The organism is Pseudoxanthomonas sangjuensis (assembly GCF_010211755.1).
GTDB classification, from domain to species: Bacteria; Pseudomonadota; Gammaproteobacteria; order Xanthomonadales; family Xanthomonadaceae; genus Pseudoxanthomonas_A; species Pseudoxanthomonas_A sangjuensis.
The window spans coordinates 32222-56068 of sequence record NZ_PDWR01000025.1; the positions used below are offsets into that span (position 1 = coordinate 32222).

24 protein-coding genes and 1 pseudogene are annotated in these 23847 nt (G+C 68.7%); 3 read left to right on the plus strand and 22 right to left on the minus strand.

Features of this window, described 5'->3' with window-relative positions; genetic code table 11:
• Window positions 1–24: 24 nt before the first annotated feature.
• On the plus strand, window positions 25–735 hold the full coding sequence (locus CSC71_RS12600; protein ID WP_162374729.1) for a response regulator: 711 nt from the start codon (window positions 25–27) through the stop codon (window positions 733–735).
• Between the two features lie 71 nt (window positions 736–806).
• On the opposite strand, the gene recO is transcribed toward CSC71_RS12600, so the two are convergent.
• The 9 genes and pseudogenes from recO to rpoE form a co-directional block, all read right to left on the minus strand.
• Entirely contained in the window at window positions 807–1532 is a 726-nt protein-coding gene (recO, locus tag CSC71_RS12605; protein ID WP_162374730.1) for a DNA repair protein RecO, read from the minus strand.
• Between the two features lie 99 nt (window positions 1533–1631).
• Window positions 1632–2531: a GTPase Era gene (era, locus tag CSC71_RS12610; RefSeq protein WP_162374731.1), complete on the minus strand. Its 900-nt coding sequence runs from the start codon at window positions 2529–2531 to the stop codon at window positions 1632–1634.
• A gap of 70 nt (window positions 2532–2601) precedes the next feature.
• The gene (rnc, locus tag CSC71_RS12615) at window positions 2602–3288 is read right to left on the minus strand and encodes a ribonuclease III (protein ID WP_162374732.1); all 687 of its coding nucleotides are present in this window, start codon (window positions 3286–3288) and stop codon (window positions 2602–2604) included.
• Window positions 3275–3658 (minus strand): DUF4845 domain-containing protein, encoded by a 384-nt coding sequence (locus CSC71_RS12620; RefSeq protein WP_162374733.1) that lies wholly within the window; start codon window positions 3656–3658, stop codon window positions 3275–3277. The genes rnc and CSC71_RS12620 overlap by 14 nt, the downstream gene beginning before the upstream one ends.
• Before the next feature lie 101 nt (window positions 3659–3759).
• The gene (lepB, locus tag CSC71_RS12625) at window positions 3760–4608 is read right to left on the minus strand and encodes a signal peptidase I (protein WP_425501954.1); all 849 of its coding nucleotides are present in this window, start codon (window positions 4606–4608) and stop codon (window positions 3760–3762) included.
• Between the two features lie 52 nt (window positions 4609–4660).
• A complete protein-coding gene (lepA, locus tag CSC71_RS12630) occupies window positions 4661–6454 on the minus strand; it encodes a translation elongation factor 4 (RefSeq protein WP_162374735.1) in 1794 nt (597 codons plus the stop codon).
• Window positions 6455–6569: 115 nt separating this feature from the next.
• Window positions 6570–8093, minus strand: coding sequence for a DegQ family serine endoprotease (locus CSC71_RS15425; protein ID WP_170295398.1), 1524 nt, complete (start codon window positions 8091–8093; stop codon window positions 6570–6572).
• A 771-nt stretch (window positions 8094–8864) separates the two neighbouring features.
• A pseudogene (locus CSC71_RS15675) lies at window positions 8865–9140 on the minus strand (sigma-E factor negative regulatory protein); the annotation flags it as partial.
• Between the two features lie 11 nt (window positions 9141–9151).
• Complete coding sequence (gene rpoE, locus CSC71_RS12640; protein ID WP_425501953.1) at window positions 9152–9799, minus strand: RNA polymerase sigma factor RpoE; 648 nt, start codon at window positions 9797–9799, stop codon at window positions 9152–9154.
• Between the two features lie 253 nt (window positions 9800–10052).
• Between rpoE and CSC71_RS12645 the strand changes: the two genes are divergently transcribed.
• Window positions 10053–12119 carry a 3-hydroxyacyl-CoA dehydrogenase NAD-binding domain-containing protein gene (locus CSC71_RS12645; RefSeq protein WP_162374737.1) on the plus strand — a complete coding sequence of 689 codons (2067 nt, stop codon included), beginning with the start codon at window positions 10053–10055 and terminating at the stop codon, window positions 12117–12119.
• Window positions 12120–12215: 96 nt separating this feature from the next.
• On the plus strand, window positions 12216–12389 hold the full coding sequence (locus tag CSC71_RS12650; RefSeq protein WP_162374738.1) for a hypothetical protein: 174 nt from the start codon (window positions 12216–12218) through the stop codon (window positions 12387–12389).
• Between the two features lie 76 nt (window positions 12390–12465).
• Here CSC71_RS12650 and CSC71_RS12655 read toward each other — a convergent pair whose 3' ends face one another.
• From CSC71_RS12655 to CSC71_RS12715, 13 genes are all read right to left on the minus strand, one after another.
• Complete coding sequence (locus CSC71_RS12655) at window positions 12466–13053, minus strand: SH3 domain-containing protein (protein ID WP_162374739.1); 588 nt, start codon at window positions 13051–13053, stop codon at window positions 12466–12468.
• A 298-nt stretch (window positions 13054–13351) separates the two neighbouring features.
• Window positions 13352–13708, minus strand: coding sequence for a PilZ domain-containing protein (locus CSC71_RS12660; protein WP_162374740.1), 357 nt, complete (start codon window positions 13706–13708; stop codon window positions 13352–13354).
• Entirely contained in the window at window positions 13705–14784 is a 1080-nt protein-coding gene (locus tag CSC71_RS12665; protein ID WP_162374741.1) for a DNA polymerase III subunit delta', read from the minus strand. The genes CSC71_RS12660 and CSC71_RS12665 overlap by 4 nt, the downstream gene beginning before the upstream one ends.
• Window positions 14760–15413: a dTMP kinase gene (gene tmk, locus CSC71_RS12670; RefSeq protein ID WP_162374742.1), complete on the minus strand. Its 654-nt coding sequence runs from the start codon at window positions 15411–15413 to the stop codon at window positions 14760–14762. Before tmk ends, CSC71_RS12665 begins: the two co-directional genes overlap by 25 nt.
• Window positions 15410–16474 (minus strand): endolytic transglycosylase MltG, encoded by a 1065-nt coding sequence (gene mltG / locus CSC71_RS12675; protein WP_162374751.1) that lies wholly within the window; start codon window positions 16472–16474, stop codon window positions 15410–15412. Before mltG ends, tmk begins: the two co-directional genes overlap by 4 nt.
• 136 nt (window positions 16475–16610) lie before the next feature.
• Window positions 16611–17966 carry an aminodeoxychorismate synthase component I gene (locus tag CSC71_RS12680; protein ID WP_162374743.1) on the minus strand — a complete coding sequence of 452 codons (1356 nt, stop codon included), beginning with the start codon at window positions 17964–17966 and terminating at the stop codon, window positions 16611–16613.
• A gap of 67 nt (window positions 17967–18033) precedes the next feature.
• Window positions 18034–19272 (minus strand): beta-ketoacyl-ACP synthase II, encoded by a 1239-nt coding sequence (fabF, locus tag CSC71_RS12685; RefSeq protein WP_162374744.1) that lies wholly within the window; start codon window positions 19270–19272, stop codon window positions 18034–18036.
• A 178-nt stretch (window positions 19273–19450) separates the two neighbouring features.
• Window positions 19451–19690 (minus strand): acyl carrier protein, encoded by a 240-nt coding sequence (gene acpP, locus CSC71_RS12690; RefSeq protein WP_093297108.1) that lies wholly within the window; start codon window positions 19688–19690, stop codon window positions 19451–19453.
• A 162-nt stretch (window positions 19691–19852) separates the two neighbouring features.
• Window positions 19853–20596, minus strand: coding sequence for a 3-oxoacyl-ACP reductase FabG (gene fabG / locus CSC71_RS12695; protein ID WP_162374745.1), 744 nt, complete (start codon window positions 20594–20596; stop codon window positions 19853–19855).
• 102 nt (window positions 20597–20698) lie between these two features.
• Window positions 20699–21640: an ACP S-malonyltransferase gene (fabD, locus tag CSC71_RS12700; RefSeq protein ID WP_162374746.1), complete on the minus strand. Its 942-nt coding sequence runs from the start codon at window positions 21638–21640 to the stop codon at window positions 20699–20701.
• Window positions 21641–21823: 183 nt separating this feature from the next.
• Window positions 21824–22810 (minus strand): beta-ketoacyl-ACP synthase III, encoded by a 987-nt coding sequence (locus tag CSC71_RS12705; RefSeq protein WP_162374747.1) that lies wholly within the window; start codon window positions 22808–22810, stop codon window positions 21824–21826.
• Window positions 22811–22941: 131 nt separating this feature from the next.
• Window positions 22942–23136: a 50S ribosomal protein L32 gene (gene rpmF, locus CSC71_RS12710; RefSeq protein WP_162374748.1), complete on the minus strand. Its 195-nt coding sequence runs from the start codon at window positions 23134–23136 to the stop codon at window positions 22942–22944.
• A 72-nt stretch (window positions 23137–23208) separates the two neighbouring features.
• The gene (locus CSC71_RS12715; protein WP_162374749.1) at window positions 23209–23742 is read right to left on the minus strand and encodes a YceD family protein; all 534 of its coding nucleotides are present in this window, start codon (window positions 23740–23742) and stop codon (window positions 23209–23211) included.
• Window positions 23743–23847: the final 105 nt, after the last annotated feature.

A 23847-nucleotide genomic window follows, 5' to 3' on the forward strand; every position in this document is an offset into this window, starting at 1 on the left:
CGCCGCGCCGATGGGGGGGACGGAATGGAACGGGAGACGAAGCCACGCCTGCTGCTGGTCGAAGACGACCCGGTCAGCCGCGATTTCCTGACCGCCGCGCTCGAGGCCCTGCCGGCCACGGTCGACACCGCCGCCACGCTGGCCGAAGCCACGGCCGCCGGTGCCGGCTGCGACCTGTGGCTGATCGACGCCAACCTGCCCGACGGCAGCGGTGCCGAACTGTTGGCGCGGCTGCGCCGGCACGCCCCGCGCACGCCGGCGCTGGCGCACACCGCCGACGGCTCGCCGACGACGCGCGAGCGCCTGCTTGCCGACGGCTTCGTGGAGGTGCTGGTCAAGCCGCTGTCGGCCGGCGACCTGCAGGCAGCGGTCCGGGAAACGCTCGGTCTGGCTGCCGGTGCCCCGGCCGGGGCTGCCGCGCCCCGCGACGGAACCGGGCTGCCGCTCTGGGACGACGCCGCGGCACTGGCGGCGCTGAAGGGCAATGCCGGCAACGTTGCCGCACTGCGCCAGTTGTTTCTGGCCGAACTGCCGAAACAGCGGGCCGCCATCGCCGCGGCGGCGGCGAACCGGGACCACGAAGCCCTGCACCGCGAACTGCACCGGCTCAAGGCCAGTTGCGGCTTCGTCGGCGCGGCGCGGCTGCAGTCGGCGGCGGCGGCGTTCGACCGCACGCTGCCGGATCTTTCACTGCTCGACGAATTCGACGAGATCGCGAAGCAGACCCGCCTGTAGGCGCAGGCCGGGCCGCGACCGGGAACCTTCCATTCGCCCGCGCAGCATGGCGCCCGCGCGCGAGCGCGATCCTACCGTTTCAGCCGCCCCAGTTCGCCGATCATCTCCCACGACTTCAGGCCGCGCGGACCGAGATGGTGCGCCAGCACCCCGCGCATCGGCAGGCGCAGGCTGGCAAGGTCGTCGTGGTCCGGCGTTTCGTCGGCCGCCAGGGCGAGCAGGCCGCGGCCGGTGGCGAACGTGCTGCGTTCCCCATGGCCGCGATCGCTGCCGACGCGGCGCGGGCCGTGCTCCGGGTCGATCCGGTAACGCGCCGCCGGGTCGATGGCCGCGCCATCGCCATCGCAGTCGAGAGCGAAACCGAATCCGAGCGCGCCCAGCAGGTCGCGCTCGAAGCGGCGCAGGGTCCACGCCAGCACGTCGCCGGCGCGCAGGCGTTCGCGGGCGCGCGCGTAGGCGGCGAACAGTTCCGGATGCGGGTCGTGGCGCGGTGCCAGGCGCAGCACCAGTTCGTTGAGGTAGAACCCGGCCATGACGGCATCGCCGGCCAAGCGCGGCGCGATGTCGAGCGCTTCGGCCGCGTGCAACTGCGCCAGTTCGCCGCGCAGCACGGCATCGAAGCGGATGTGCTGCAGCGGCTGCAGCGCCGAACGCAGCACGTGCGCCTTCGGCCCGCGCACGCCGCGCGCGACCAGGCCGATGCGGCCATGCCCGGCCGCCAATACCTCGACCAGCAGGCTGGTTTCGCGCCAAGGACGCGCGTGCAGGACGAAGGCAGGTTGGGCAATCAGGCGCATCGGCTCATTGTAGGAGCGGCGTGAGCCGCGACCACGAAAATGGCGCTACGCGGGTAATTCCCGAAGACGGAAAGTTTACGGTCGCGGCTCACGCCGCTCCTACTCGTATCCAAACGCCTTCAGCGCCGCCTCGTCGTCCGACCAGCCCTCGCGCACGCGCACCCAGGTTTCGAGGAAAACCTTGCGGCCGAACAGCTTCTCCATGCTGATCCGCGACTTGGCGCCGATTTCCTTCAGCCGCGCGCCGGCCTTGCCGATCACGATGGCCTTCTGCCCTTCGCGCTCGACCCAGATCACCGCGCCGATGCGCAGCAGCTCGCCTTCCTCGACGAAACGCTCGATTTCCACGGTCGTCGAATACGGCAGCTCGGCGCCGAGCTGGCGCATCAGCTGCTCGCGCACCAGCTCGCCTGCGAGGAACTTGGAACTGCGGTCGGTGATTTCGTCCTCGCCGAACATCGGCGGCGCTTCCGGCAGCAACGCGAGCAGGTCCTTGGCCAGCGCCTGCAGGCCGTTGCGCTTCAGCGCCGAAACCGGATGCACCGCGGCGAACTTGCGGCCTTCGCTGACCTGGGCGAGGAACGGCAGCAGCGCCGCCTTTTCCTTCAGCCGGTCGACCTTGTTGACCACCAGGATCACCGGTACGCCGGCATCGCCGAGGACGTTGCAGGCCAGCGTGTCCTCGTCGTCCCAGCGCCCGGCCTCGATCACCAGCAACGCCGCGTCCACGCCTTCCAGCGCGCCGCGCGCGGCACGGTTCATCACCCGGTTCATCGCCCGCTTCTGTTGCTTGTGCAGGCCGGGCGTGTCGACCAGCGCGACCTGCCCTTCCGGGAAGGTGGCGATGCCGAGCAGGCGATGGCGCGTGGTCTGCGGGCGGTTGGAGACGATGCTGACCTTGGCGCCGACCAGCGCATTGACCAGGGTCGATTTGCCGACGTTGGGGCGGCCGACCACGGCCACGCTGCCGCTGCGGTGGGTTGGTTCGGGAGTGGACATGCGGCGATTGTAGAGGCAGTTGGCCGCCAGTAGTCCGGGACCGACGGCAAAGGCCCGGCCGGCCGCCGAATCAGCGATCGGCCGCCAGCGACTCCAGCAAGGCCGCCGCCGCGGCCTGTTCCGCATTGCGCCGCGAGCTGCCCTCGCCTTCGGCGGACAACACGGGCTCGACGATGCTGCAGCGCGCGCGGAACACCTTCGCGTGCTCGTCGCCGCTTTCGTCGACCAGTTCGTAGACCGGCAGCGGCCGCTGCCGCGCCTGCAGCCATTCCTGCAGACGGGTCTTGGCGTCCTTCCCCGGCTTGCCGACCGGCAAGGCGGCCAGCGCCTCCTCGAACCACGGCAGCACCGCCGTACGGCAGGCCTCGAAGCCGGCGTCGAGATAGATCGCCGCAACGACCGCCTCCACCGCGTCGGCCAGGATCGAATCGCGGCGGTGGCCGCCGGATTTCATTTCGCCCGGCCCCATCACCAGACGCGGGCCGAGGTCCAGCCGGCGCGCTATGGCGGCCAGCGAGGCTTCGCGCACCAGCTCGGCGCGGGCGCGGGTCAGCGCGCCTTCGTCGGCCTTCGGCCAGCGCGCGAACAGCGCCTCGGCGACCAGCAGGTTGACCACGCCGTCGCCGAGGAATTCCAGGCGTTCGTTGTGCTTCGGGCCGGCGCTGCGATGGGTCAGCGCCCGCTCCAGCAACGCGGGGTCGGCGAAGCGGTGGCCGATGCGGTCGCCGCCGCCGGAAAAAGGATTACTCGCCGCCACCACCGCGCCGGGTCAGGTCCTGGGAAATGTCGAACTTGCCGACCACGTCGAGGTTGCCGACCAGCGACTTGCGCACCTCGTAGTTGACCTTCATGTTCCAGCCGTTGTCGATGCGCTCGATCTTGACGTTTTGCGGCTTCACGTTTTCGGAGTAGTTGATGTACAGGCGGCGGAAGAACAGGTCCTGGATCTTCGCCGGGTCCATGTCGCCGACGCCGGGTTCGGTGGCCAGGCCCTTGGCCGCCGTCTTCACCGCGTAGAACTCCTGGTACATCGGGAACAGCTTCATGCCGATGAAGGCGGCGAACCCCACCACCGCCAGCACGATCAGGAAGCCGATGAAGGTGATGCCGCTCTGCTTGCGTTTCATGGTGCCAAGTCCCCCTTGGAGCCGATGCCGTTATGGCGGATGCCGCGGATGATGCCCGATCGCCCGCGCCCGGACTGTGCCGAAGATACCCGAATCCGCGATCAGCGGATCCGGGTGCCGATGCGCGACGGGTTGAAGCCGTTGCTGCAGAACCAGCCGGAGCAGTTCAGCCAGACCAGGAAAGCCTTGCCGCGCAGGTCCTTCTCCGGCAGCACCCCCCAGAAGCGGCCGTCCTCGCTATTATCGCGATTGTCGCCCATGACGAAATAGTGCCCGGCCGGCACCACCCATTCGCCGGACACCACGTGGGCGTCCAGGTTCTCCAGCACCTCGTGCGGCCGGCCCGGCAGTTCTTCCTTCAGGAGCTGCGCGCCCGGTACCCCGGAGCGCGGGTCGGCGTAGGCGCCGAGCGGCTGGTAGGCCAGCGGCTTGCCGTTGATCGACACCGTGTTGTCCTCGAACGAGATCCTGTCGCCCGGCAGGCCGATCACCCGCTTGATCCAGTTCTGGTTGACCACCGGCGTTTCCGGCTGGTAGCAGTAGCGGTCGCCGCTGCGCACGATCTTGCCGTCGACCTCGCACGGATAGCCCGGGTAGTGGAACACCACCACGTCGCCGCGCTTCGGCTCGCCCAGCGCCACGAACTTGTGGTTGTTGATCGGCAGGCGCAGGCCGTAGGCGAACTTGTTGACCAGGATGAAGTCGCCGATCTCCAGATTCGGATACATCGACGCGGTCGGGATCTTGTACGGCTCGACCACGAAGCTGCGCAGCACCAGCACGATGGCCAGCACCGGGAAGAACGCGCGCGAGTAGTCGACCAGCACCGGCTCCTCGTCGAGCAGGCCGCCCCTCTCCGCGCGGCGCTTGGCGAAGAACAGCTTGTCCAGCAGCCAGATCGCGCCGGTCAGCAGGGTCGCCACGACGAGGATTGTTTCGAACGCTTCCAACCAGCCCATTTTTCTTGTTCCTTTGGAACGGTGTTCCGTCTCTTCTTGCCCGTTACTTGTTGTCCATCTGCAACACCGCCAGGAACGCCTCCTGCGGGATCTCGACACGCCCGACCTGCTTCATCCGCTTCTTGCCCTCCTTCTGCTTCTCGAGGAGCTTCTTCTTGCGGGTGACGTCGCCACCATAGCATTTCGCCAGCACGTTCTTGCGCAGCGCCTTGACCGTGCTGCGGGCGATGATCTGCGAGCCGACCGCGGCCTGGATGGCCACGTCGAACATCTGCCGCGGGATCAGGTCCTTCATCTTCTCGCACAGCTCGCGGCCGCGGCGGTCGGCCTGGCTGCGGTGCACGATCAGCGACAGCGCGTCCACGCGGTCGCCGTTGATCAGCGTGTCCACCCGCACGAACGGACCGGCCTGGAAGCGCAGGAAGTGGTAGTCCAGCGAAGCGTAGCCACGGCTGACCGACTTCAGCTTGTCGAAGAAGTCCAGTACCACCTCGGCCATCGGCAGCTCGTAGGCGATCTGCACCTGGCTGCCCATGTAGGTGATGCCGAGCTGGCTGCCGCGCTTCTCCTCGCACAGGGTGATGATCGCGCCGATGTAGGCCTCGGGCGTCAGGATGTTGGCGCGGATGATCGGCTCGCGGATCTCGTCGATCTGGTTCACCGGCGGCAGCTTGGCCGGGTTGTCCAGCGAGACGACGCTGCCGTCGGTCTTCACCACCTCGTACACCACGGTCGGCGCGGTGGTGATCAGGTTGAGGTCGTACTCGCGCTCCAGCCGCTCCTGCACGATCTCCATGTGCAGCATGCCGAGGAAGCCGCAGCGGAAGCCGAAGCCCATCGCCTCGGAGCTTTCCGGCTCGAAGCGCAACGCGGCGTCGTTCAGGCGCAGCTTCTCCAGCGCCTCGCGCAGCGCCGGGTAGTCCTCGGCGTCCACCGGGAACAGTCCGGCGAACACGCGCGGCTGCATTTCCTGGAAGCCGGGCAGCGGCTTCGGCGCCGGATCGCCGGCCAGGGTCAGGGTGTCGCCGACCGGCGCGCCGTGCACGTCCTTGATGCTGGCGGTGACCCAGCCCACCTCGCCGGCGCCGAGCTTGGGCAGCACCTTCCGCTTCGGCGTGAACACGCCGACGTTGTCGACCTGGTGGGTGCGGCCGGTGCTCATCACCAGCAGCTTGTCGCCGGGCTTGATCTCGCCCTGCACGATGCGCACCAGCGACACCACGCCCAGGTAGTTGTCGAACCACGAATCGACGATCAACGCCTGCAGCTTGTCGGTGTCGCCGGGCTGCGGCGGCGGGATGCGCTGGACGATCGCCTCCAGCACTTCCTGCACGTTGAGGCCGGTCTTGGCGCTGATCGCCACCGCTTCGGAGGCGTCGATGCCGATCACCGCCTCGATCTCGGCCTTGGCCCGGTCGATATCGGCGGTCGGCAGGTCGATCTTGTTCAGCACCGGAACGACTTCCAGGCCCTGCTCCACCGCGGTGTAGCAGTTGGCGACCGACTGCGCCTCGACGCCCTGCGCGGCGTCGACCACCAGCAGCGCGCCCTCGCAGGCGGCCAGCGAGCGGCTGACCTCGTAGCTGAAGTCGACGTGGCCGGGGGTGTCGATGAAGTTGAGCTGGTAGGTGCGGCCGTCGCGCGCCTTGTACGGCAGCGACACCGACTGCGCCTTGATGGTGATGCCGCGCTCGCGCTCGATCGGGTTCGAATCGAGCACCTGCGCCTCCATTTCGCGGGCCTCGAGGCCGCCGCAAAGCTGGATGATGCGGTCCGCCAGCGTCGATTTGCCGTGGTCGACGTGGGCGATGATGGAAAAGTTGCGGATATGCTGCATGGGGGCGGCGCGTGGCCGTCATGGTGAGAACGGCGCATTATCGCATGCCGCGCGCCTGCGCCTGCGCCCGAAGCCCGCGCCCGGCTAGCACCGGGCGCGGGGGGATCCGCAGCCGTCAATCCTTCGCCGCGGTCACCGCGACGAACTGGCTGGCGCCGCTGCGCGGGCTGCGCACCAGCAGCATCACCACGTCGCCGGGCTTCACCCCGGCCAGGGCCTTGTTGAAGGCGGCGACGCTGCCGACCTTGGTACGGCCGACCTGGGTAATGATGTAGCCCGCCTGCAGGCGCGCTTCCAGGGCGGTGGAACCGATGATGTCGGTGATCTGGATGCCCTCGCCGGCGGACAGGCCCAGTTGCTTGCGGTCATCGGCGCTGAGGTCGGCGACCTCGATGCCGAGCAATTCGGCCTTCGCGGTCGTCGCGGAACCCGTGCCGGAATCGTCGTCGCCCTCCCCACCGGACGGGCCGATGCCGGCGTCTTCCTTCAGTGCGGTCAGGGTCACGTCGATGTCGTGCAGCTTGCCGTCGCGCCACACGCCCAGCCTGACCTTCGTGCCCGGCGCCATCGCGCCAACCATCGGCGGCACCTCATTGAAGGTATCGATCTGCTTCCCGTTGATGGAACGGATGACATCGCCGGGCTGCAGGCCGGCCTTCTCGCCCGCGCTGCCGTCCTGCACGTCGTTGATCAGCGCGCCCCGGGAATCGGGCAAGCCGAACCCCTTGGCCGTATCGGAATCGATCTGGCCGACGACCACGCCGATCTGCCCGCGCTGGATCCTGCCGGTCTTCTTCAGCTGCTCGGCCGCGCTCATCGCCAGGTCGATCGGGATCGCGAAGCTGACGCCCATGTAGCCGCCGGAGCGCGAGAAGATCTGCGAGTTGATGCCGACCACTTCGCCGCTGGTGTTCAGCAGCGGACCGCCGGAATTGCCGGGGTTGATCGCCACGTCGGTCTGGATGAAGGGCACGTAGCGCTGGTCGTTGCCGGTGCTGCGGCCCACCGCGCTGACCACGCCGGCGGTGACCGAGTGGTCCAGGCCGAACGGCGAACCGATCGCCACCACCCACTGGCCCGGCTTGAGCGTGTTCGAATTGCCGATGCGGATGCTTGGCAGGTTGCTGGCGTCGATCTTCAGCAGGGCCACGTCGTATTGCTGGTCGCTGCCGATCACCTTGGCCTTCAGCTCGCGGCGGTCGGACAGCTTCACCGTCACCGTGTCCGCACCGTCGATGACATGGTGGTTGGTCAGCACGTAGCCGTCGGGCGAGATGATGAAACCGCTGCCCGACGAAACCCCGCCGCGTTCCTGCGGCCCCGGCATCTGGAAGCCCGGGCCGAAGAAGCGGCGGAAGAATTCCGGCATCTCCTCGTCATCCGGCATTTGCCGCTGGGCCCGCGACAGCTTCGGCGTGACCTTGGCCTCGACGTTGACCACGCCCGGGCCGACGGTCTCCACCAGCCTGGTGAAATCCGGCAGGCCGGTGACGATCTGCGGCGCGCTGCTCTGCGCGATGGAACTGGTCGCGGCCGGCGTGGAACCATCCGCCGCGACGGGGGCCGGCCGCGCGCAGGCGGCCAGCGGGGTGGTCAGGATCAGCAGGCCGAGCAGGCCGTTGCGGGCACGAAGGTTCATCGAAGGCATGTGTCGATTGTGATGGGTTCTTGGTCGTGGGTTCCTGGTTGTCGGCCGGCGATCGACTGCGGCGGTTTTCCCGCCGGCAACCCGACAACCAGGAACCTCCAACCACATTGCTTCAGGGCAGTCCTGCGGCTCCGCTTCCGCCGGCGATTCGCCCGGCGGGGCATCCGGCATCAGCCGCGGTTCGAACGGATAGAAGACATGCGTCGCGTTGCCGCCGCCGGGATAGCTGGCGGTGAAGCCGCCATTGCCCGGGTACGACTGCAACACCGAACGCGGCCATGGCCGCGCGGCGGGCACGTGCGCCTGCGCCTCGATGCCGGCGGTGGAGAACGGGTCGCGGTCGCGGGCGCGGCTCTCGCCGGCAGCGCCGGCGACCAGCACCGGTGGCGCCACCGGCGGGGCAGCGACCATGGCGGCGGCACGCCGCGGTTCGGCTTCGCGGCGCGCCAGCGCCGTGCTGCGCGCGGCCTGCTGGGTACGGGTGGCGCTGCGCCGCGTCGCGGCGACCGGGCGCGGGGCGACCGAGGCCACGACCGGCGCCGGCGCGGCGGGGTCGGCGTCGGCAAGGCTGACATCCGCGGCGGACGAGGCGACGGGCGATCCGGCCGTGGCCGGTTCGGCGGCGGGGGCCGCAGCCAGGGGGGCCGGCTCCGCATCGCCGGGCGCCTGCTGGCGGGCGAAGAACAGGGCCACGACCGCCACCGACGCGGCGAGCGCGCCGCCCCAGCGGACCAGGGCTCCGCGCGAACGCGCCGTCGATGCCGATGCGGTGGAACCGGCAATGGCCGGCTCGGCGGCGATCGCCGCACCGACGCGCTCGGCGAAGCCGGCCGGCGCCGGCGCCGTGGCCTGCCCGCGCAACACGTCGGCCAGCAGTTGCCAGCGCTCCCATTGCGCGTTCAGTTCGCCGTCGTGCTGCAGGCGGCGCAGCAGGAAGCGCGCCTCGTCCGGCGACAGGTCGCCGTCCATCAACGCGGACAGCTGCTGCCGGTAATGCAGTTCGAACTTGTCGGCGGGAAGGGGGTTGGAAGAACTCATGGGCAATGCACTCAGGAACGGTTGCGCTCGCGGGTGGCGCTGGGGCTGTCGAGCAGGGGCCGCAATTCGGCGTCGATGGCTTCGCGCGCGCGGAAGATGCGCGAGCGCACCGTGCCGATCGGGCAATCCATCTTCTGCGCGATTTCCTCGTAGCTCAGGCCGTCCACCTCGCGCAGGGTGATCGCGGTCCGCAGTTCCTCCGGCAGCGCGTCGACCGCCTTCATCACCGTGCGCTCCAGTTCCTGCCGCATCAACTCGCGCTCGGGCGTGTCGGTGTCGCGCAGGCGCGCACCGGCATCGAACTGTTCGGCGTCGGCGGCGTCCACGTCGTCGGTGGGCGGGCGGCGGTTGTGGGCGACCAGGTGGTTCTTCGCTGTGTTCACGGCTATCCGGTGCAACCAGGTGTAGAACTGGGCGTCGCCGCGGAAACTGCCCAGCGCGCGGTATGCGCGCAGGAAGGTCTCCTGGGCCACGTCCTGGCTTTCGCTCCAGTCGTGCACGTACCGCCCGACCAGCGCCACGATCCGGTGCTGGTACTTGCGCACCAGCAGGTCGAATGCCGCGCTGTCGCCGCGCTGTACGCGCTTGACCAGCTCGAGGTCCAGCTCCTGCGGCGAGCCACCCTCCGGCAGGTCCACCTTCGAAGGGTCGTGCTTCATCTCGTTTTTGCTCACCGCATCGGCCATGCCGAACCGCACTCCTGTCGATCCGGCATTGAACCGGACTCTGTGACAACCCGGGTGGAAAAAAGTTCACGGCCCGCCCGAACGGGACGCACAAGGGCCATTCGAACCGCAAACCCGCCGCCTGGCCCGTGCCGGCGGTCACGCCAAAGGCATGGGGATTTGACGGAAGTTGAACAAGCCCCGGATGATAGTCGCCTTTCCCATACGCAAACGGATGGTCCCTCCCATGGCGACGAGCTTCGATGGGCTGCGATTCAGTCACTGGCGCACCGAATTGCGCGACGACGGCGTCGTCGTGCTCGGTTTCGACCGCCAGGGCGCATCGGTCAACGCCTTCTCCCAGGACGTCCTGATCGAGCTGGCCGACATCATCGAGCGCCTGTCGATCGACCCGCCGAAGGGGCTGGTGCTGCGTTCGGCCAAGCCCAACGGCTTCATCGCCGGTGCCGACCTGAAGGAATTCCAGGAGTTCGACCGCAAGGGCACCACCAACGACGCGATCCGCCGCGGCCAGGTCGTGTTCCAGAAGCTGGCCGAGCTGCCCTTCCCCACCGTCGCCGCGATCCACGGCTTCTGCATGGGCGGCGGCACCGAGATCTCGCTGGCCTGCCGCTACCGCGTGGCCAGCAGCGACGGCTCGACCCGCATCGGCCTGCCCGAGGTCAAGCTGGGCATCTTCCCCGGTTGGGGCGGCAGCGCGCGACTGCCGCGGCTGGTCGGCGCGCCGGCGGCGATGGACATGATGCTGACCGGACGCACGCTGTCGGCATCGGCCGCGCGCGCCATGGGCCTGGTCGACAAGGTGGTGGCGCCGGAGCAGTTGCTCGATGCGGCGATCGCGCTGCTGGGCAAGGGCGCCGAGCGCCCGTTCAAGCAGAAATTCCTCGGCTGGGCGACGAACACCTGGCCGGCACGGCAGGTCCTGGCCCCGCAGATCGCCAAGACCGTCGCCCGCAAGGCGCCGAAGGCGCACTACCCGGCCCCGTACGCGCTGATCGGCGTCTGGAAGAACGCCGGCGGCAAGGGCATCCAGGGCCGCCTCGACGCCGAGCGCAAGGCGGTGGTGAAACTGGCCTCGACGCCGACCGCGCGCAACCTGGTGCGCATCTTCTTCCTGACCGAACGAATGAAGGGCCTGGGCGGGAAAGATCACGGCATCTCGCGCGTGCACGTGGTCGGCGCCGGCGTGATGGGCGGCGACATCGCCGCGTGGGCCGCCTACAAGGGCTTCGAGGTGACCCTGCAGGACCGCGAGCAGCGCTTCATCGACCCGGCCCTGGCCCGCGCGCAGGAACTGTTCGCCAAGCGGGTGAAGGACGAAGCCAGGCGCGCGTCGGTGGCGGCGCGGCTGAAGGGCGACCTGGCCGGCGAAGGCGCGGCCGATGCCGACCTGGTGATCGAGGCGATCGTCGAGAACCCCGACGCCAAGCGCGAGCTGTACCAGTCGCTGGAGCCGCGGATGAAGGCCGACGCGCTGCTGACCACCAACACCTCGTCGATCCCGCTGACCGAACTGCGCGGACACATCGCACGACCGGCGCAGTTCGCCGGCCTGCACTACTTCAACCCGGTGGCGCAGATGCCGCTGGTCGAGATCATCCGCCACGACGGCCTGGCGCCGGAAACAGAGCGGCGGCTGGCCGCGTTCTGCAAGGCCATCGACAAGCTGCCGGTGTCGGTGACCGGCACGCCGGGCTTCCTGGTCAACCGCATCCTGTTCCCGTACATGCTGGAAGCGGCGACGGCGTATTCGGAAGGCATCCCCGGCGCGGCGATCGACAAGGCGGCGGTGAAGTTCGGCATGCCGATGGGCCCGATCGAACTGATCGACACCGTGGGCCTGGACGTGGCCTACGGGGTCAACAAGGAACTGGCGCCGTTCCTCGGCCTGCAGGTGCCGCCGGCGTTGGCGGCGGCGCCCGAGCCGGGCAAGCGCGGCAAGAAGGACGGCCAGGGCTTCTACAAGTGGGAGAACGGCAAGCCGGTGAAGCCGGAACTGCCGAAGGACTACCAGGTGCCGGCCGACCTCGAGGATCGCCTGGTCCTGCCCTATCTCAACGAAGCGGTGGCCTGCCTGCACGACGGCGTGGTCGGCGACGCCGACCTGCTCGACGCGGGCGCGATCTTCGGTACCGGCTTCGCGCCGTTCCGCGGCGGCCCGATCCAGTACATCAGGGCCACCGGCGCCGACGAACTGCTGGCGCGGTTGAACACCCTGCACGCCCGCTACGGCAGCCGCTTCGCGCCGCGGCCGGGCTGGGATTCGCCGCTGCTGCGCGAGAAGCCGGTCTGAACCGGGCCCGGAACCGGAATTCGGTCATGGATGCGGCGCGAGGCGAGGCGGCATAATCGCCCGCATCCATTCCACGCTACCGAGGCCATTCCCCGCATGTTCAACCTGAGCGCACCCACCACCGGCATGTTCTTCCTTTCGCTGCTGCTGGGCGGCATCGGCGTGGCGGCGAAGCTGCACTACATCCCGGTGCTGGTGCCGTACGCCTTCTGGCTGGTTGTCGCCGCGCTGGTGGTGTTGCTGCTGGGAAATCTGTTCAAGGGGCTGTAAGCGGCTTCGCTTCCCGTCCTGCGGATGAAGGAAAGCCCCCGCGATGCGGGGGCTTTCCGTTTGCAATGCCGGGCGATCAACGCGTGCGCTGCTGCGACTTGCCGGCGGGATCGCGCCAGGCCACCTTGCGCGAACCGTTGCCGCGATCCGGCGCGTTCTTCTGCCGCGACTGGTGCTGCATGACGCCCTTGCCCGGAACCTGCGGCTTGACCACCACCGGTCGCGGTTGCGGCTTCACCACCACGATCCGCTGCACCGGCGGGCGATAGCCGGCCCACTGGTTGCGCTGCGCGTACCAGGTACGGTAGCGGTAGTGGTCGTTCCAGTAACTGTTGAAGGTGAAGCGGATCACCGGCAGGCCGAGGCCCACGCCGTAGCGGCTGACGGCGACGCGGTGACCGCGCGAGTAGGCATCCAGATGGCCCGCGGAAACCCAGCCGCGGTCGCGACCGACGCTGACGTCGCACCACGACCAGTCGTTGATGCAGCCGTAAACCTGCAGCGGCGTGCCGGCGCGCAGCGTCGCCACGCGCGGGTAGCCGGCGTCGGGGCCGGTGCGCAGGCTGACGGTGGAGTTGGCATAGGCGGTGGTGGCGGCAGACGCCATCGTCGGCGCAGCCAGCAAACCGAGTGCAACGAATGCGGTGGTAGCCAGCTTCTTCATGGTGCCCATCCTGTCGAATGCGGACGCGGTGTTGCGCCGCTTCGGTACGGATAACGGGACAGGAATTGCGAAGTTGACCGGGATTTTTGCCTGTTCAGGTTTCGGTTCGCTTTGCCGGAACGGTTGATGGGCGGGTCACGACCCGCCCTACCCTTGCTGGGGCGCCGATCCCGGGGATCCTGTTCAGGGGGCTGTAAGCAGCCGGTCCAGCGCCGGATACGGAAAAGCCCCGCATGTCGGGGCTATTTTTCATGAGGCGGGACCCGCCTCGCCGTTTTGCCGCAGGTACGCCGTCGCGTCACATCGTATGCGTCGGCTTGTCCGCGTTGAGCGTGCCGGCCAGCAGCGTCTCGATCTTGTTCTTCACCGCCTCGCCTTCGCTGCTCTCGGTGAACTGCACGCCGATGCCGGCCACGCGCGCGCCCTGCGCGCCGACCGGGGTTACCCACACCACCTTGCCGGCCACCGGCAGGCGTTCGCTCGACTCGGGCAGGGTTAGCAGCAGGAACACCTCGTCGCCGAGGAAATAGCGCTTCGGCGTCGGCACGAAAATGCCGCCACCCTTCACGTACGGGATGTAGGCGTTGTACAGCGACGCCTTGTCCTTGACCGCCAGCGACAGGATGCCCTGGCGCCCGCCTGTTGCTGCATTCATGCACTGCCTCCACGTTCCCCGACGCCGGCCGCGCGGTTGACGCCGCGCCAGGCCACTAGCAGGTCGACCATCGCCAAGTCGCCGCGCACCGTGGTGCGCAACAGGTCACGGGTGCGGTTGGCGGCGTCGAACCACGACGCCAGCTTGTTCATCTTGGCCATGTCCGTCAAGTCGCCGGCCCGGGCCAGCGCCAGGTCCGCGGCATGGCGCAGGCGCAGGTCGACGAATTCGTCGGAAGACCAGCGCTGTGCGATCTCCGTCGCCGTGCCCTGCCCGCGCTCGAGCTTGTCCAGGTCCTCGGCGACCTGCCGGCGCAGGACGAGTCCTTCGCCGCGCAGCCATTCGTCGGCCAGGCCCGGATGGCCGCGCGCGGCATCCAGCGCTTCGATCGCCGACTTTTCCGGATGGCCCTGCCCGCGCAACCAGGCCAGCGCCTCGGCGCGCGGCGGCAATTTGACTTCGAGCCTTTGCACGCGGCTGCGGATCGTCGCCGGCAGGCGCATGGGATTTGCCGTTATCAAGAACAAGTAACGACCTGGAACTGGTTCCTCGAGCGTTTTCAGCAACGAATTGCTCGCACTTTCGTTCAGGGCGTCGGCCGGTTCGATCAACGCGATGATATTTCCGCCGAGTTGCGCCGTCTTGAACAGACGCTCGGTCAAGTCGCGCATCTGGTCGACGACGATCTGAGTCCACATGCTCTTTGTGGATGATTTCGGATTCAGCGCAAAACCGATAAAAATCGCATCCGGGTGCGTCGGATGCCCATCCGGATGCGACGGCGACTTGTCGGGCCGATGTTCCAGCGGATCGCGCTGCGAACGCGACTGGTACAAAAGGCAGCTCTTGCACTTGCCGCATGGCTGTCCGTCGTACCGGTCCACGCAAAGCACATACTGACCGAACTTCTCCACGACATCTCGCTTGCCCAAGCCAGCAGGACCGCTTATCAACTGTCCATGACCAAGCCGTCCAGCATCGAAAGCGGCCACCAGATGGTCATAGGCACGCTGTTGCCAGGGCGCAATCGTATTGCCGGAGCCAGACGTGCTCACTGCGGCTTCGCGTCCAGCCATTGCGCCAACGCCTTCGTCACCGCCGCCGCGACCTCGGCCGGCGGTTGCGAAGCGTCTATGACACGGAAGCGTTGCGGTTCGGCGGCGGCGCGCCTGCGGAAGCCCTCGCGCACGCGTTCGAAGAAATCGTCCTGCTCGCTCTCGATGCGGTCCGGCCACAGGTCGCGGCCGGCGGTACGCGCGCGGCCCTCGCGCACGTCGAGGTCGAGCAGCAGGGTCAGGCCGGGCTGGATGCCGACCACGCGCCGTTCCAGTTCGGCGACCAGCGCCTCGTCGAGGCCGCGCCCCGCCGCCTGGTAGGCGTAGCTGGAATCGGTGAAGCGGTCGCTGACCACGAAGGCGCCACGGCGCAGCGCCGGGCGGATCACCTCGCGCACGTGCTGCGCGCGCGAGGCGAACATCAGCAGCAGCTCGGTTTCCGGTGCCAGCTTCTCGCCGTCGCTGGGGGCCAGCAGCAGTTCGCGGATGCGTTCGGCCAGCGGCGTGCCGCCGGGTTCGCGGGTGACCACGACCTCGTGGCCGCGCGCGTGCAGCAGATCGCGGATCGCGGCCAGCGCGCTGGTCTTGCCCGCGCCCTCGCCGCCCTCCAGGCTGACGAAATGCGGGTGGCTGACGACGGCTTCGGTCATTGCGCTGCGGTTCCCTTCGCTTTCTCTTTCCCGGCGGTGCGCCGTTGCCGCAGTTGCTGCAGGTAAGCGGCGACGGCGGCATTGTGTTCGCTCACCGACCTGGAGAATACATGGCGGCCGCTGCCGTCGCCCACCGCGACGAAGAACAGCGCGTCGCCGCCGGCCGGGTTCGCCGCCGCTTCCAGCGCCTGCCGGCCGGGCATCGAGATCGGCGTCGGCGGCAGACCGACCCGGGTGTAGGTGTTGTACGGCGTGTCGGCCAGCAGGTCGCGCTTGCGGATGTTGCCGTCGTAGGCCGCGCCCATGCCATAGATCACGGTCGGGTCGGTCTGCAGCAGCATACCGGCCTTCAGCCGCCGCGCGAACACGCCGGCGATCTGCGGGCGCTCGTCGGCCACGCCGGTTTCCTTTTCGACGACCGAAGCGAGGATCAGTGCCTCGTACGGGGTCTGCAGCGGATTGTCGGCCGCACGCCTGTCCCACGCATCGGCCAGCGCCTTGTCCATCGCGTCGTAGGCGCGTTTCAGCACGTCGAGGTCGCTGTCGCCGCGCGAGTAGGCATAAGTCTCCGGCAGGAAGCGGCCCTCCGGGTGCTCGCCCGGATGGCCCAGCGCCTTCATCAGCGCCGCGTCGTCCATGTTCGCCGTTTCGTGCTGCAGCGGCTCGGCCTTCGCCAGTGCGGCGCGCACCTGGCGGATGTTCCAGCCTTCGACGATAGTCACCTGGTGCTGCACGACCCTGCCGTTGCGCATGTCGCGCAGCAGGTCCAGCGGCGTCATGCCCGGGCGCAGCGCGTATTCGCCGACCTTGAGCCGGGCGGCCACGTCCATGCGCCGCGCCAGCAGCCGCCATTCGATGTCGGACCCGTTGCGCACGCCCTGGCCGCGCAGTTTGCGCAACACCCGGGCGAAAGAATCGCCGGATTCGACCACCACCGCGTCCCCGGCCTGCAAACCGGCGATGGGCTGGTTGGCGAAGCTGTCGTAGCGTTGCCAGACCCACGCGCCACCGGCGACCGCGGCCAGCAACAGGACGATGGCGATGTTGCGGCAGCCGCGCATGAAACGTGAAGCCACGAATACCTCGATTCGTTGTGTCGGTGCCGGCAGGATACCCGCTGGCCGTCTCAATCTGTAGGAGCGGCGCAAGCCGCGACCGGCGCCCGCGACCGCGTGCCGGGTCGCGGCTTGCGCCGCTCTACAGGGCCTTCAGCAGGCCACGCGCCTTGGCCCGGGTCTCGTCCAGTTCCCTGTCGGGAATGGAATCGGCGACGATGCCGGCACCGGTGCGGAACCGCACTTCGCTGCCCTGCCCGGCCGAACGCACCTCGGCACTGCGGATCAGGATGTTGAGGTCGAGGTCGCCGTCGCGGTTGAGCCAGCCGAACGCGCCGGTGTAGGCGCCGCGCGCTTCGCGTTCCAGTTCGGCGATGATCTGCATGCAGCGCACCTTCGGGCAGCCGGTGATGGTGCCGCCGGGGAAGGTCGCGCGGATCACCGCGCCGGGCGTGGCGTCGCCGCGCAGCCGGCCGCGCACGTTGCTGACGATGTGGTGGACGTGGGCGTAGCTTTCCACCGTCATCAGCTCGTCGACTTCGACGCTGCCCGGCACGCACACGCGGCCCAGGTCGTTGCGCTCCAGGTCGATCAGCATCACGTGCTCGGCGCGCTCCTTCGGGTGGCCGACCAGCTCGCGGATCCGCGCCGCGTCGTCGTCGCCGGGAAAGCGCGGGCGGGTGCCGGCGATCGGCCGGGTCTCGGCCACGTCGCCGCGCACCGACACCAGCCGTTCCGGCGACGAACTGACCACCGCCCAGCCGCCCCCGGCGAACAGGCCGGCGAACGGCGCGGGATTGGCGTTGCGCAAGCGCGCGTACAACGCCGCCGGCTCAAGCGGGCCATCGAAGTGCGCAACCCAGCCGCGCGACAGGTTGACCTGGAAGATGTCGCCGGCGGCGAGGTAATCGAGGATGCGGCCGACGCCGTCGGTGAATCGCCGCGGCTCGTCCTCGTCGACCCGCGCCGGCGGCCGCCAGTCCGGCAACGGCGCGAACCCGCGCGAACGCTCGATGTCGGCAAGCAGCGCATCCAGCAGCCCGTCGCGACCGGCCTCGGCCAACGCCACGCAGTCGCCGCTGGCGCGGTCGCGCAGGATCGCCGCCGGGCAGCGCAGCGCCACCGCGACCGGCAATCCGCCGTCGCCGCGCGGCAGCTCGAGCACCGGCTCGACCTGTCCCGCCAGTTCGTAGCCGAGCAGCAGGGCCCAGCCGCCGCGGAACGGCCAGCGCGGCTCCTCGCGCGGGATGCGCTGCGACGCCCCCTGCGCGTCGAGGGCGGAAAGGAAATCCCCTTCGACCGGGTTGCCGGCGAGGTCGCGCGTCGCTCCATCGGCGTCCAGCCGCAGGCCTTCGCCGTTCGCCGCGAGCAGCAGGTCCCAGCGCCCCTGCGCGGTGCCGGACGCGACCGATTCCAGCAGCAGCGGGTAACGCGACGGCGCCAGCCGGTGCAGCGCCAGCAGGTCGATGTCGGGGCGAAGCGCGCGGGTCCGGATCATCTCGCCTCGTTCGCCCCCATCCGCCCCCGGCACCTTCCCCTGCTCACGGGGGAAGGAACCGTTGCGGTCAGATCCGCTTGAACACCAGCGTGCCGTTGGTGCCGCCGAAGCCGAAGCCGTTCGACACGGCGACGTCGATCTTCTTCTGCCGCGCGACGTTCGGCACGTAGTCGAGGTCGCAGCCCTCGCCCGGCTCGTCGAGGTTGATCGTCGGCGGGACGATGCCGTGGTGGATCGCCAGCACCGAGAAGATCGCCTCGACGCCGCCGGCCGCGCCGAGCAGGTGCCCGGTCATCGACTTGGTCGAGCTGACCATGATCTTGTAGGCGTGGTCGCCGAGCGCGCGCTTGATCGCCAGCGTCTCGGCCACGTCGCCGAGCGGCGTCGAGGTGCCGTGCGCGTTGAGGTACTCGACCTGCCCGGTCGAAACCTTCGCGTCCTTCAGCGCCGCGGCCAGGCAGCGCGCCGGGCCCTCGCCGTTCTCGCTCGGCGCGGTCATGTGGTGCGCGTCGGAACTGGAACCGAAGCCGGCCAGTTCCGCGTAGATGCGCGCGCCGCGCGCCTTGGCGTGCTCGTATTCCTCGAGGATCAGGATGCCGGCGCCGTCGCCGATCACGAAGCCGTCGCGGTCCTTGTCCCAGGGACGCGAAGCGCGGGCCGGATCGTCGTTGCGCGTGGACATCGCCTTCATCGTGCAGAAGCCGGCCACCGAGGTCGGCGACGAACCGAGTTCGGCGCCGCCGGCGACCATCGCGTCGGCGTCGCCGTACTGGATGGCGCGCATCGCGGTGCCGATGGAATGATTGGAGGTGGCGCAGGCCGAGACCACCGAGAAACTGGGGCCCTTGATGCCCTTCAGGATGGTCAGCTGACCGGGCAGCATGTTGATGATGGTGCTGGGCACGTAGAACGGCGACACCTTGCGCGCGCCGCCTTCGTGCAGGCGCAGGGTCTGTTCCTCGATGCCATGGATGCCGCCGATGCCGGAACCGATGATCGCACCGATGCGCTCGGCGTTGGCCTCGGTGATCTCCAGCCCGGAATCGTCCAGCGCCATGAACGACGCGGCGAGCCCATAGTGGATGAACGGGTCCATCTTCTTCGCGTCCTTGGCGGACACGAAACTGGTCGGGTCGAAGTCGCGGACTTCGCCGGCGATCTTGGTGGTGAAGCCCTCTGTATCGAACGAGGTGATCTGGCCGATGCCGGAACGGCCGTTGACGATGCCATCCCAGCTGCTGGCCAGGTCGTTGCCCAACGGCGAAACCATGCCCATGCCGGTGATGACGACGCGACGCTGGCTCATATGCGGCTCCTTACGTTTGTTGCGGCCGGCGCACGCGCCGGTTCCGGTTTCACATACGCGCGGGGCCGCATCCGCGGCCCCGGTTGTACTTCCCCGGCTGCACTGGCGTCACGAATGCGCCAGGCCTTTCCACGGGAAGTCCGGCCATGGACGGCCGGGCTCTTGTCAGGGACGAACCTCAGGCCTTGACGTGGGCCTTGACGTAGTCGATGGCCTGCTGCACCGAGGTGATCTTCTCGGCTTCCTCGTCCGGGATCTCGCACTCGAACTCTTCTTCCAGCGCCATCACCAGTTCGACGGTGTCCAGCGAGTCGGCACCGAGGTCGTCGACGAACGACGCGCTGTTGGTGACTTCCTCTTCCTTGACGCCAAGTTGTTCGACGACGATCTTCTTGACGCGTTCTTCGATGCTGCTCATGTGGTATCGCTCCAGACGGAGTTGGGGTTACGAGAAATTGTGGCTTGGAAACCGGAGTGCCATCGCGGGGCGGCGGCGACCGGGCATAGTGTAGTGGAATCCGGCGGCGGCGGGCACCCGCCACGACCGTATTCTAATCAATTACTTACACTGGAAATCAAGTTACGGCATGTACATGCCGCCGTTGACGTGCAAGGTCTCGCCGGTGATGTAGCCGGCCGACGGACCCGCCAGGAACGCGACCGCGCGGGCGATGTCGGCGGGTTCGCCGAAGCGGCCCAGCGCGATCTGCCCGAGCATCGCGTTCTTCGCGTCCTCCGGCAGCGCCTTGGTCATGTCGGTGTCGATGAAGCCCGGCGCGACGACGTTCACGGTGACGCCGCGGCTGCCGATCTCCTTCGCCAGCGACTTGCTGAAGGCGATGATGCCGGCCTTCGCCGCCGCGTAATTGGCCTGCCCCGCGTTGCCGGTCACGCCGATCACCGAGGCGATGTTGACGATGCGGCCCTTGCGCGCCTTCATCATCCCGCGCATCACCGCCTTGCTGGTGCGGTAGACGCTGCTGAGGTTGGTGTCGAGGATCGCCTGCCAGTCCTCGTCCTTCATCCGCATCAGCAGGTTGTCGCGGGTGATGCCGGCGTTGTTGACGAGGATGGAAACCGGGCCGAATTCCTTGGCGATGGCGTCGATCAACGCCTCGACCTGCGCGCCGTCGGCGACGTCGAGCACGCGCCCCGCCCCGCCCTTCGCCGCGAGGCGCTCGCCGATGGCCGCGGCGCCGGCTTCGCTGGTCGCGGTGCCGATCACGGTCGCGCCCTGCGCGGCGAGCTCGTCGGCGATGGCGGCGCCGATGCCGCGGCTGGCGCCGGTGACGAGGGCGATTTCGCCTTTCAATGCTTCACTCATTTCCGGAATCCCGAATTCTGGTTCTTGGTCGTTGGTTCTTGGTTGCTGGCTGCGATGGGTGCGATTACCGCCCCAACCAACAACCACGAACCGACAACCGTATCACTTCCATTCTTCCAGCGCGCCGGCGAAATCGGCCGGCGCCGCCAGCGAACGCGCGTCCAGCGCCTTGTCGATGCGCTTGACCAGGCCGCTCAGCACCTTGCCCGGGCCGCACTCGGCGATGCGGGTCGCGCCGCCCGCGGCCAGCGCCTGCACGCATTCGGTCCAGCGCACCGGCAGGTACAACTGGCGCACCAGCGCGTCGCGGATCGCGTCGACGCCATCGTGCACCCTGGCATCGACGTTCTGCACCACCGGCAGCCGCGGCGCGTGCCATTCCAGGCCGGCCATCGCCTCGGCCAGGCGGTTGGCGGCCTCGCGCATCAGCGGCGTGTGCGACGGCACGCTGACCGCGAGCTTGACCACCTTGCGCACGCCGCGTTCGCCGAGCAGCGCGATCGCGCGTTCGACCGCGGCGGTGGCGCCGCCGATGACGATCTGCCCGGGCGAATTGAAATTGGCCGGCACCACGACCTGCGAGTCCGACGCTTCCTCGCAAACCGCGGCGACCAGCGCGTCGTCGGCGCCGAGCACCGCCGCCATCGCGCCGACGCCTTCCGGCGCGGCGTCCTGCATCAGCTGGCCGCGCAGGCGCACCAGGTGCGCGCCGTCCTTCAGCGACAACGCGCCGGCCGCGACCAGCGCGGTGTATTCGCCGAGGCTGTGCCCGGCAAGTTGCGCGGGCGTCGCACCGCCCTGCGCCTGCCACAGGCGCCACACCGCGATGCCCGCGGCGAGCAGCGCCGGCTGGGTGTATTCGGTGCGGTTGAGCATTTCCTCGGGGCCGCCCTGCGACAGCGCCCACAGGTCGGCGCCGGCGCCGTCGGAGGCTTCGGCGAAGGTGTCGCGCACGCCCGGATGCAGTTCCGACAGCTCGGCGAGCATGCCGATCGACTGCGAACCCTGGCCGGGAAAAACGAATGCGAGTTGCGCTGCGGTCACGCGGGAATCCGTCGGAAAAATCGAGCGGCGATGATACGGGCGAAACCCGCGTTTTGTCTGTACCTGTGCGTATGTAGGCGCGAAGCGGCGACGCGCGGCATTCGCCCCGGCGACGCTTCCCGCCGAAACGGAAAACGGCCCTTGCAGGGCCGTTTTCGCGTGCGCATCGTTTCGCCGCGCGGATCAGTAGCGCAGCAGCGCCGAGCCCCAGGTGAAGCCGCCGCCGAAGGCTTCCAGCAGCAACAGCTGGCCGCGCTGCACGCGGCCGGAACGGATCGCCGCATCCAGCGCCAGCGGCACCGAGCCCGACGAAGTGTTGCCATGCTTGTCGACGGTGACGATCACCTGGTCCATCGACATCTCCAGGCGCTTGGCGGTGGCTTCGATGATCCGCAGGTTGGCCTGGTGCGGGATCAGCCAGTCGAGGTCGCGCTTGTCCAGGCCATTGGCGGCGAGGGTCTCGTCGACCACGCCGTCGAGCGCCTTCACCGCGTACTTGAAGACGTCGTTGCCCTTCATGTTGATCTTCGCGCCGCCGTTCGGCTCGTCGCTCCTGAAGCCCGCGGAAACGCCGACCGGGTTCCACAGCAGGTCATTCTTGCTGCCGTCGGCGTGCAGGTGGGTGCTGAGGATGCCGGTTTCCGCGTCGGCCTTCAGCACCGCCGCGCCGGCGCCGTCGCCGAACAGCACGCAGGTGGTGCGCTCGGTCCAGTCGACGATGCGGCTGAGGGTCTCGGTACCGATGACCAGCACCGTCTTCGCGTCGCCGCAGCGGATGAACTTGTCGGCCACGCTCAGCGCGAACACGAAGCCGGAGCAGGCGGCATTGACGTCCATCGCCGCGCAGCCTTCCGCGCCGAGCTTGGCCTGGACCAGGCAGGCGGTGGACGGGAAGACGAGGTCGGGCGTGGTGGTGCCAACCACGATCATGTCGAGCTCGGCGGCGGTCACGCCGGCGGCTTCCATCGCCCGCAGCGCGGCCTCGTAGCCGAGGTCGCCGCTGGTCTGGCCTGCGGCGGCGATGTGGCGCTCGCGGATGCCGGTGCGGCTCCGGATCCACTCGTCGCTGGTGTCGACCATCTTCGCCAGGTCGTCGTTGGTCAGTACCTTTTCGGGCAGGTAGCTGCCGGTGCCGGCGATGCGGGAGTAAATGCGGCCCGTCTGGGTCATGCCTGTTCCTCTGTATTCGGGGGTGCCGGTTGCGGGCACGGCTACGCGGTTTTCCGTCGCGCAGACACGACGAAGGGCCGGCAGTTTACCCGCCAGCCCCGGTCAACGCGATGGAACTGCGTCAACTTTGCTTATTCTTCGTCGACGACCACGGCCTTGGTCTGGATGACCTTCTTGCCGCGGTAGTAGCCGTCGGCGGTCACGTGGTGGCGCAGGTGGGTTTCGCCGCTGGTCGGGTCGGTCGACAGCTGCTTGGCGGTGAGGGCGTCGTGCGAACGGCGCTGGCCGCGGCGGGACGGGGTGACGCGGGATTTCTGTACAGCCATGGTTTTGCTCCAGTTGGATCCCGATGGTTTTTTAGTTGGATTGCATTCGGACGAATGCTGCCACCGGGAGGGTCAGTTTTTCTTCAACGACGCGAGCGCCGCGAAGGGATTGGCTTTCGCCAATTCTTCTTCCTGGGCCGGCCAGTCGCGTTCCACCGCTTCCGAGCCCGGCGCCACCGGCACCGGCGGGACCGCCAGCACCAATTCGTCTTCCACTATGTCCAGCAGTTGCAGCTGCCCGTCTTCCGGCACCAGCAGCGCCTCGTAGTCCGGCGGCAGCCCGGCCTCGTCCGCTTCGTCGCGGATCAGGCCCAGCCGCTGCCCGATGCGCACCGGCAGCAGGAAGCGGTTCAGGCTGCGCTGGCACTGCAGCGGCAATTCCGCTTCCAGTTGCAGTTCCACGTAGGGCACCTGCAGGCTGTCGCGGTCGAACTGCAGCCGCCACGCGACTTCGCCCTGCGCATCCAGCAACAACCCCTTCAGGCGCTCGAAGGCCGCCAGCGGTACGCGGCCTTCGTAACCGCGCCGCGCCGCCACCGCGCGCCAGGCGTCCACTGCCTCGGGCACCCTGGCTTCGTGGCCGTGCTCGCGTTCGCCTGTGGACATAAGCGACCAATTATCAAGGAGATACCGAACCCCTGTCAAACCGCAGCCGCCGCTGCGCCCCCGGTTTTGCCGGAACCGTCGCGAACCGGCAGACTCCCTTTCCCC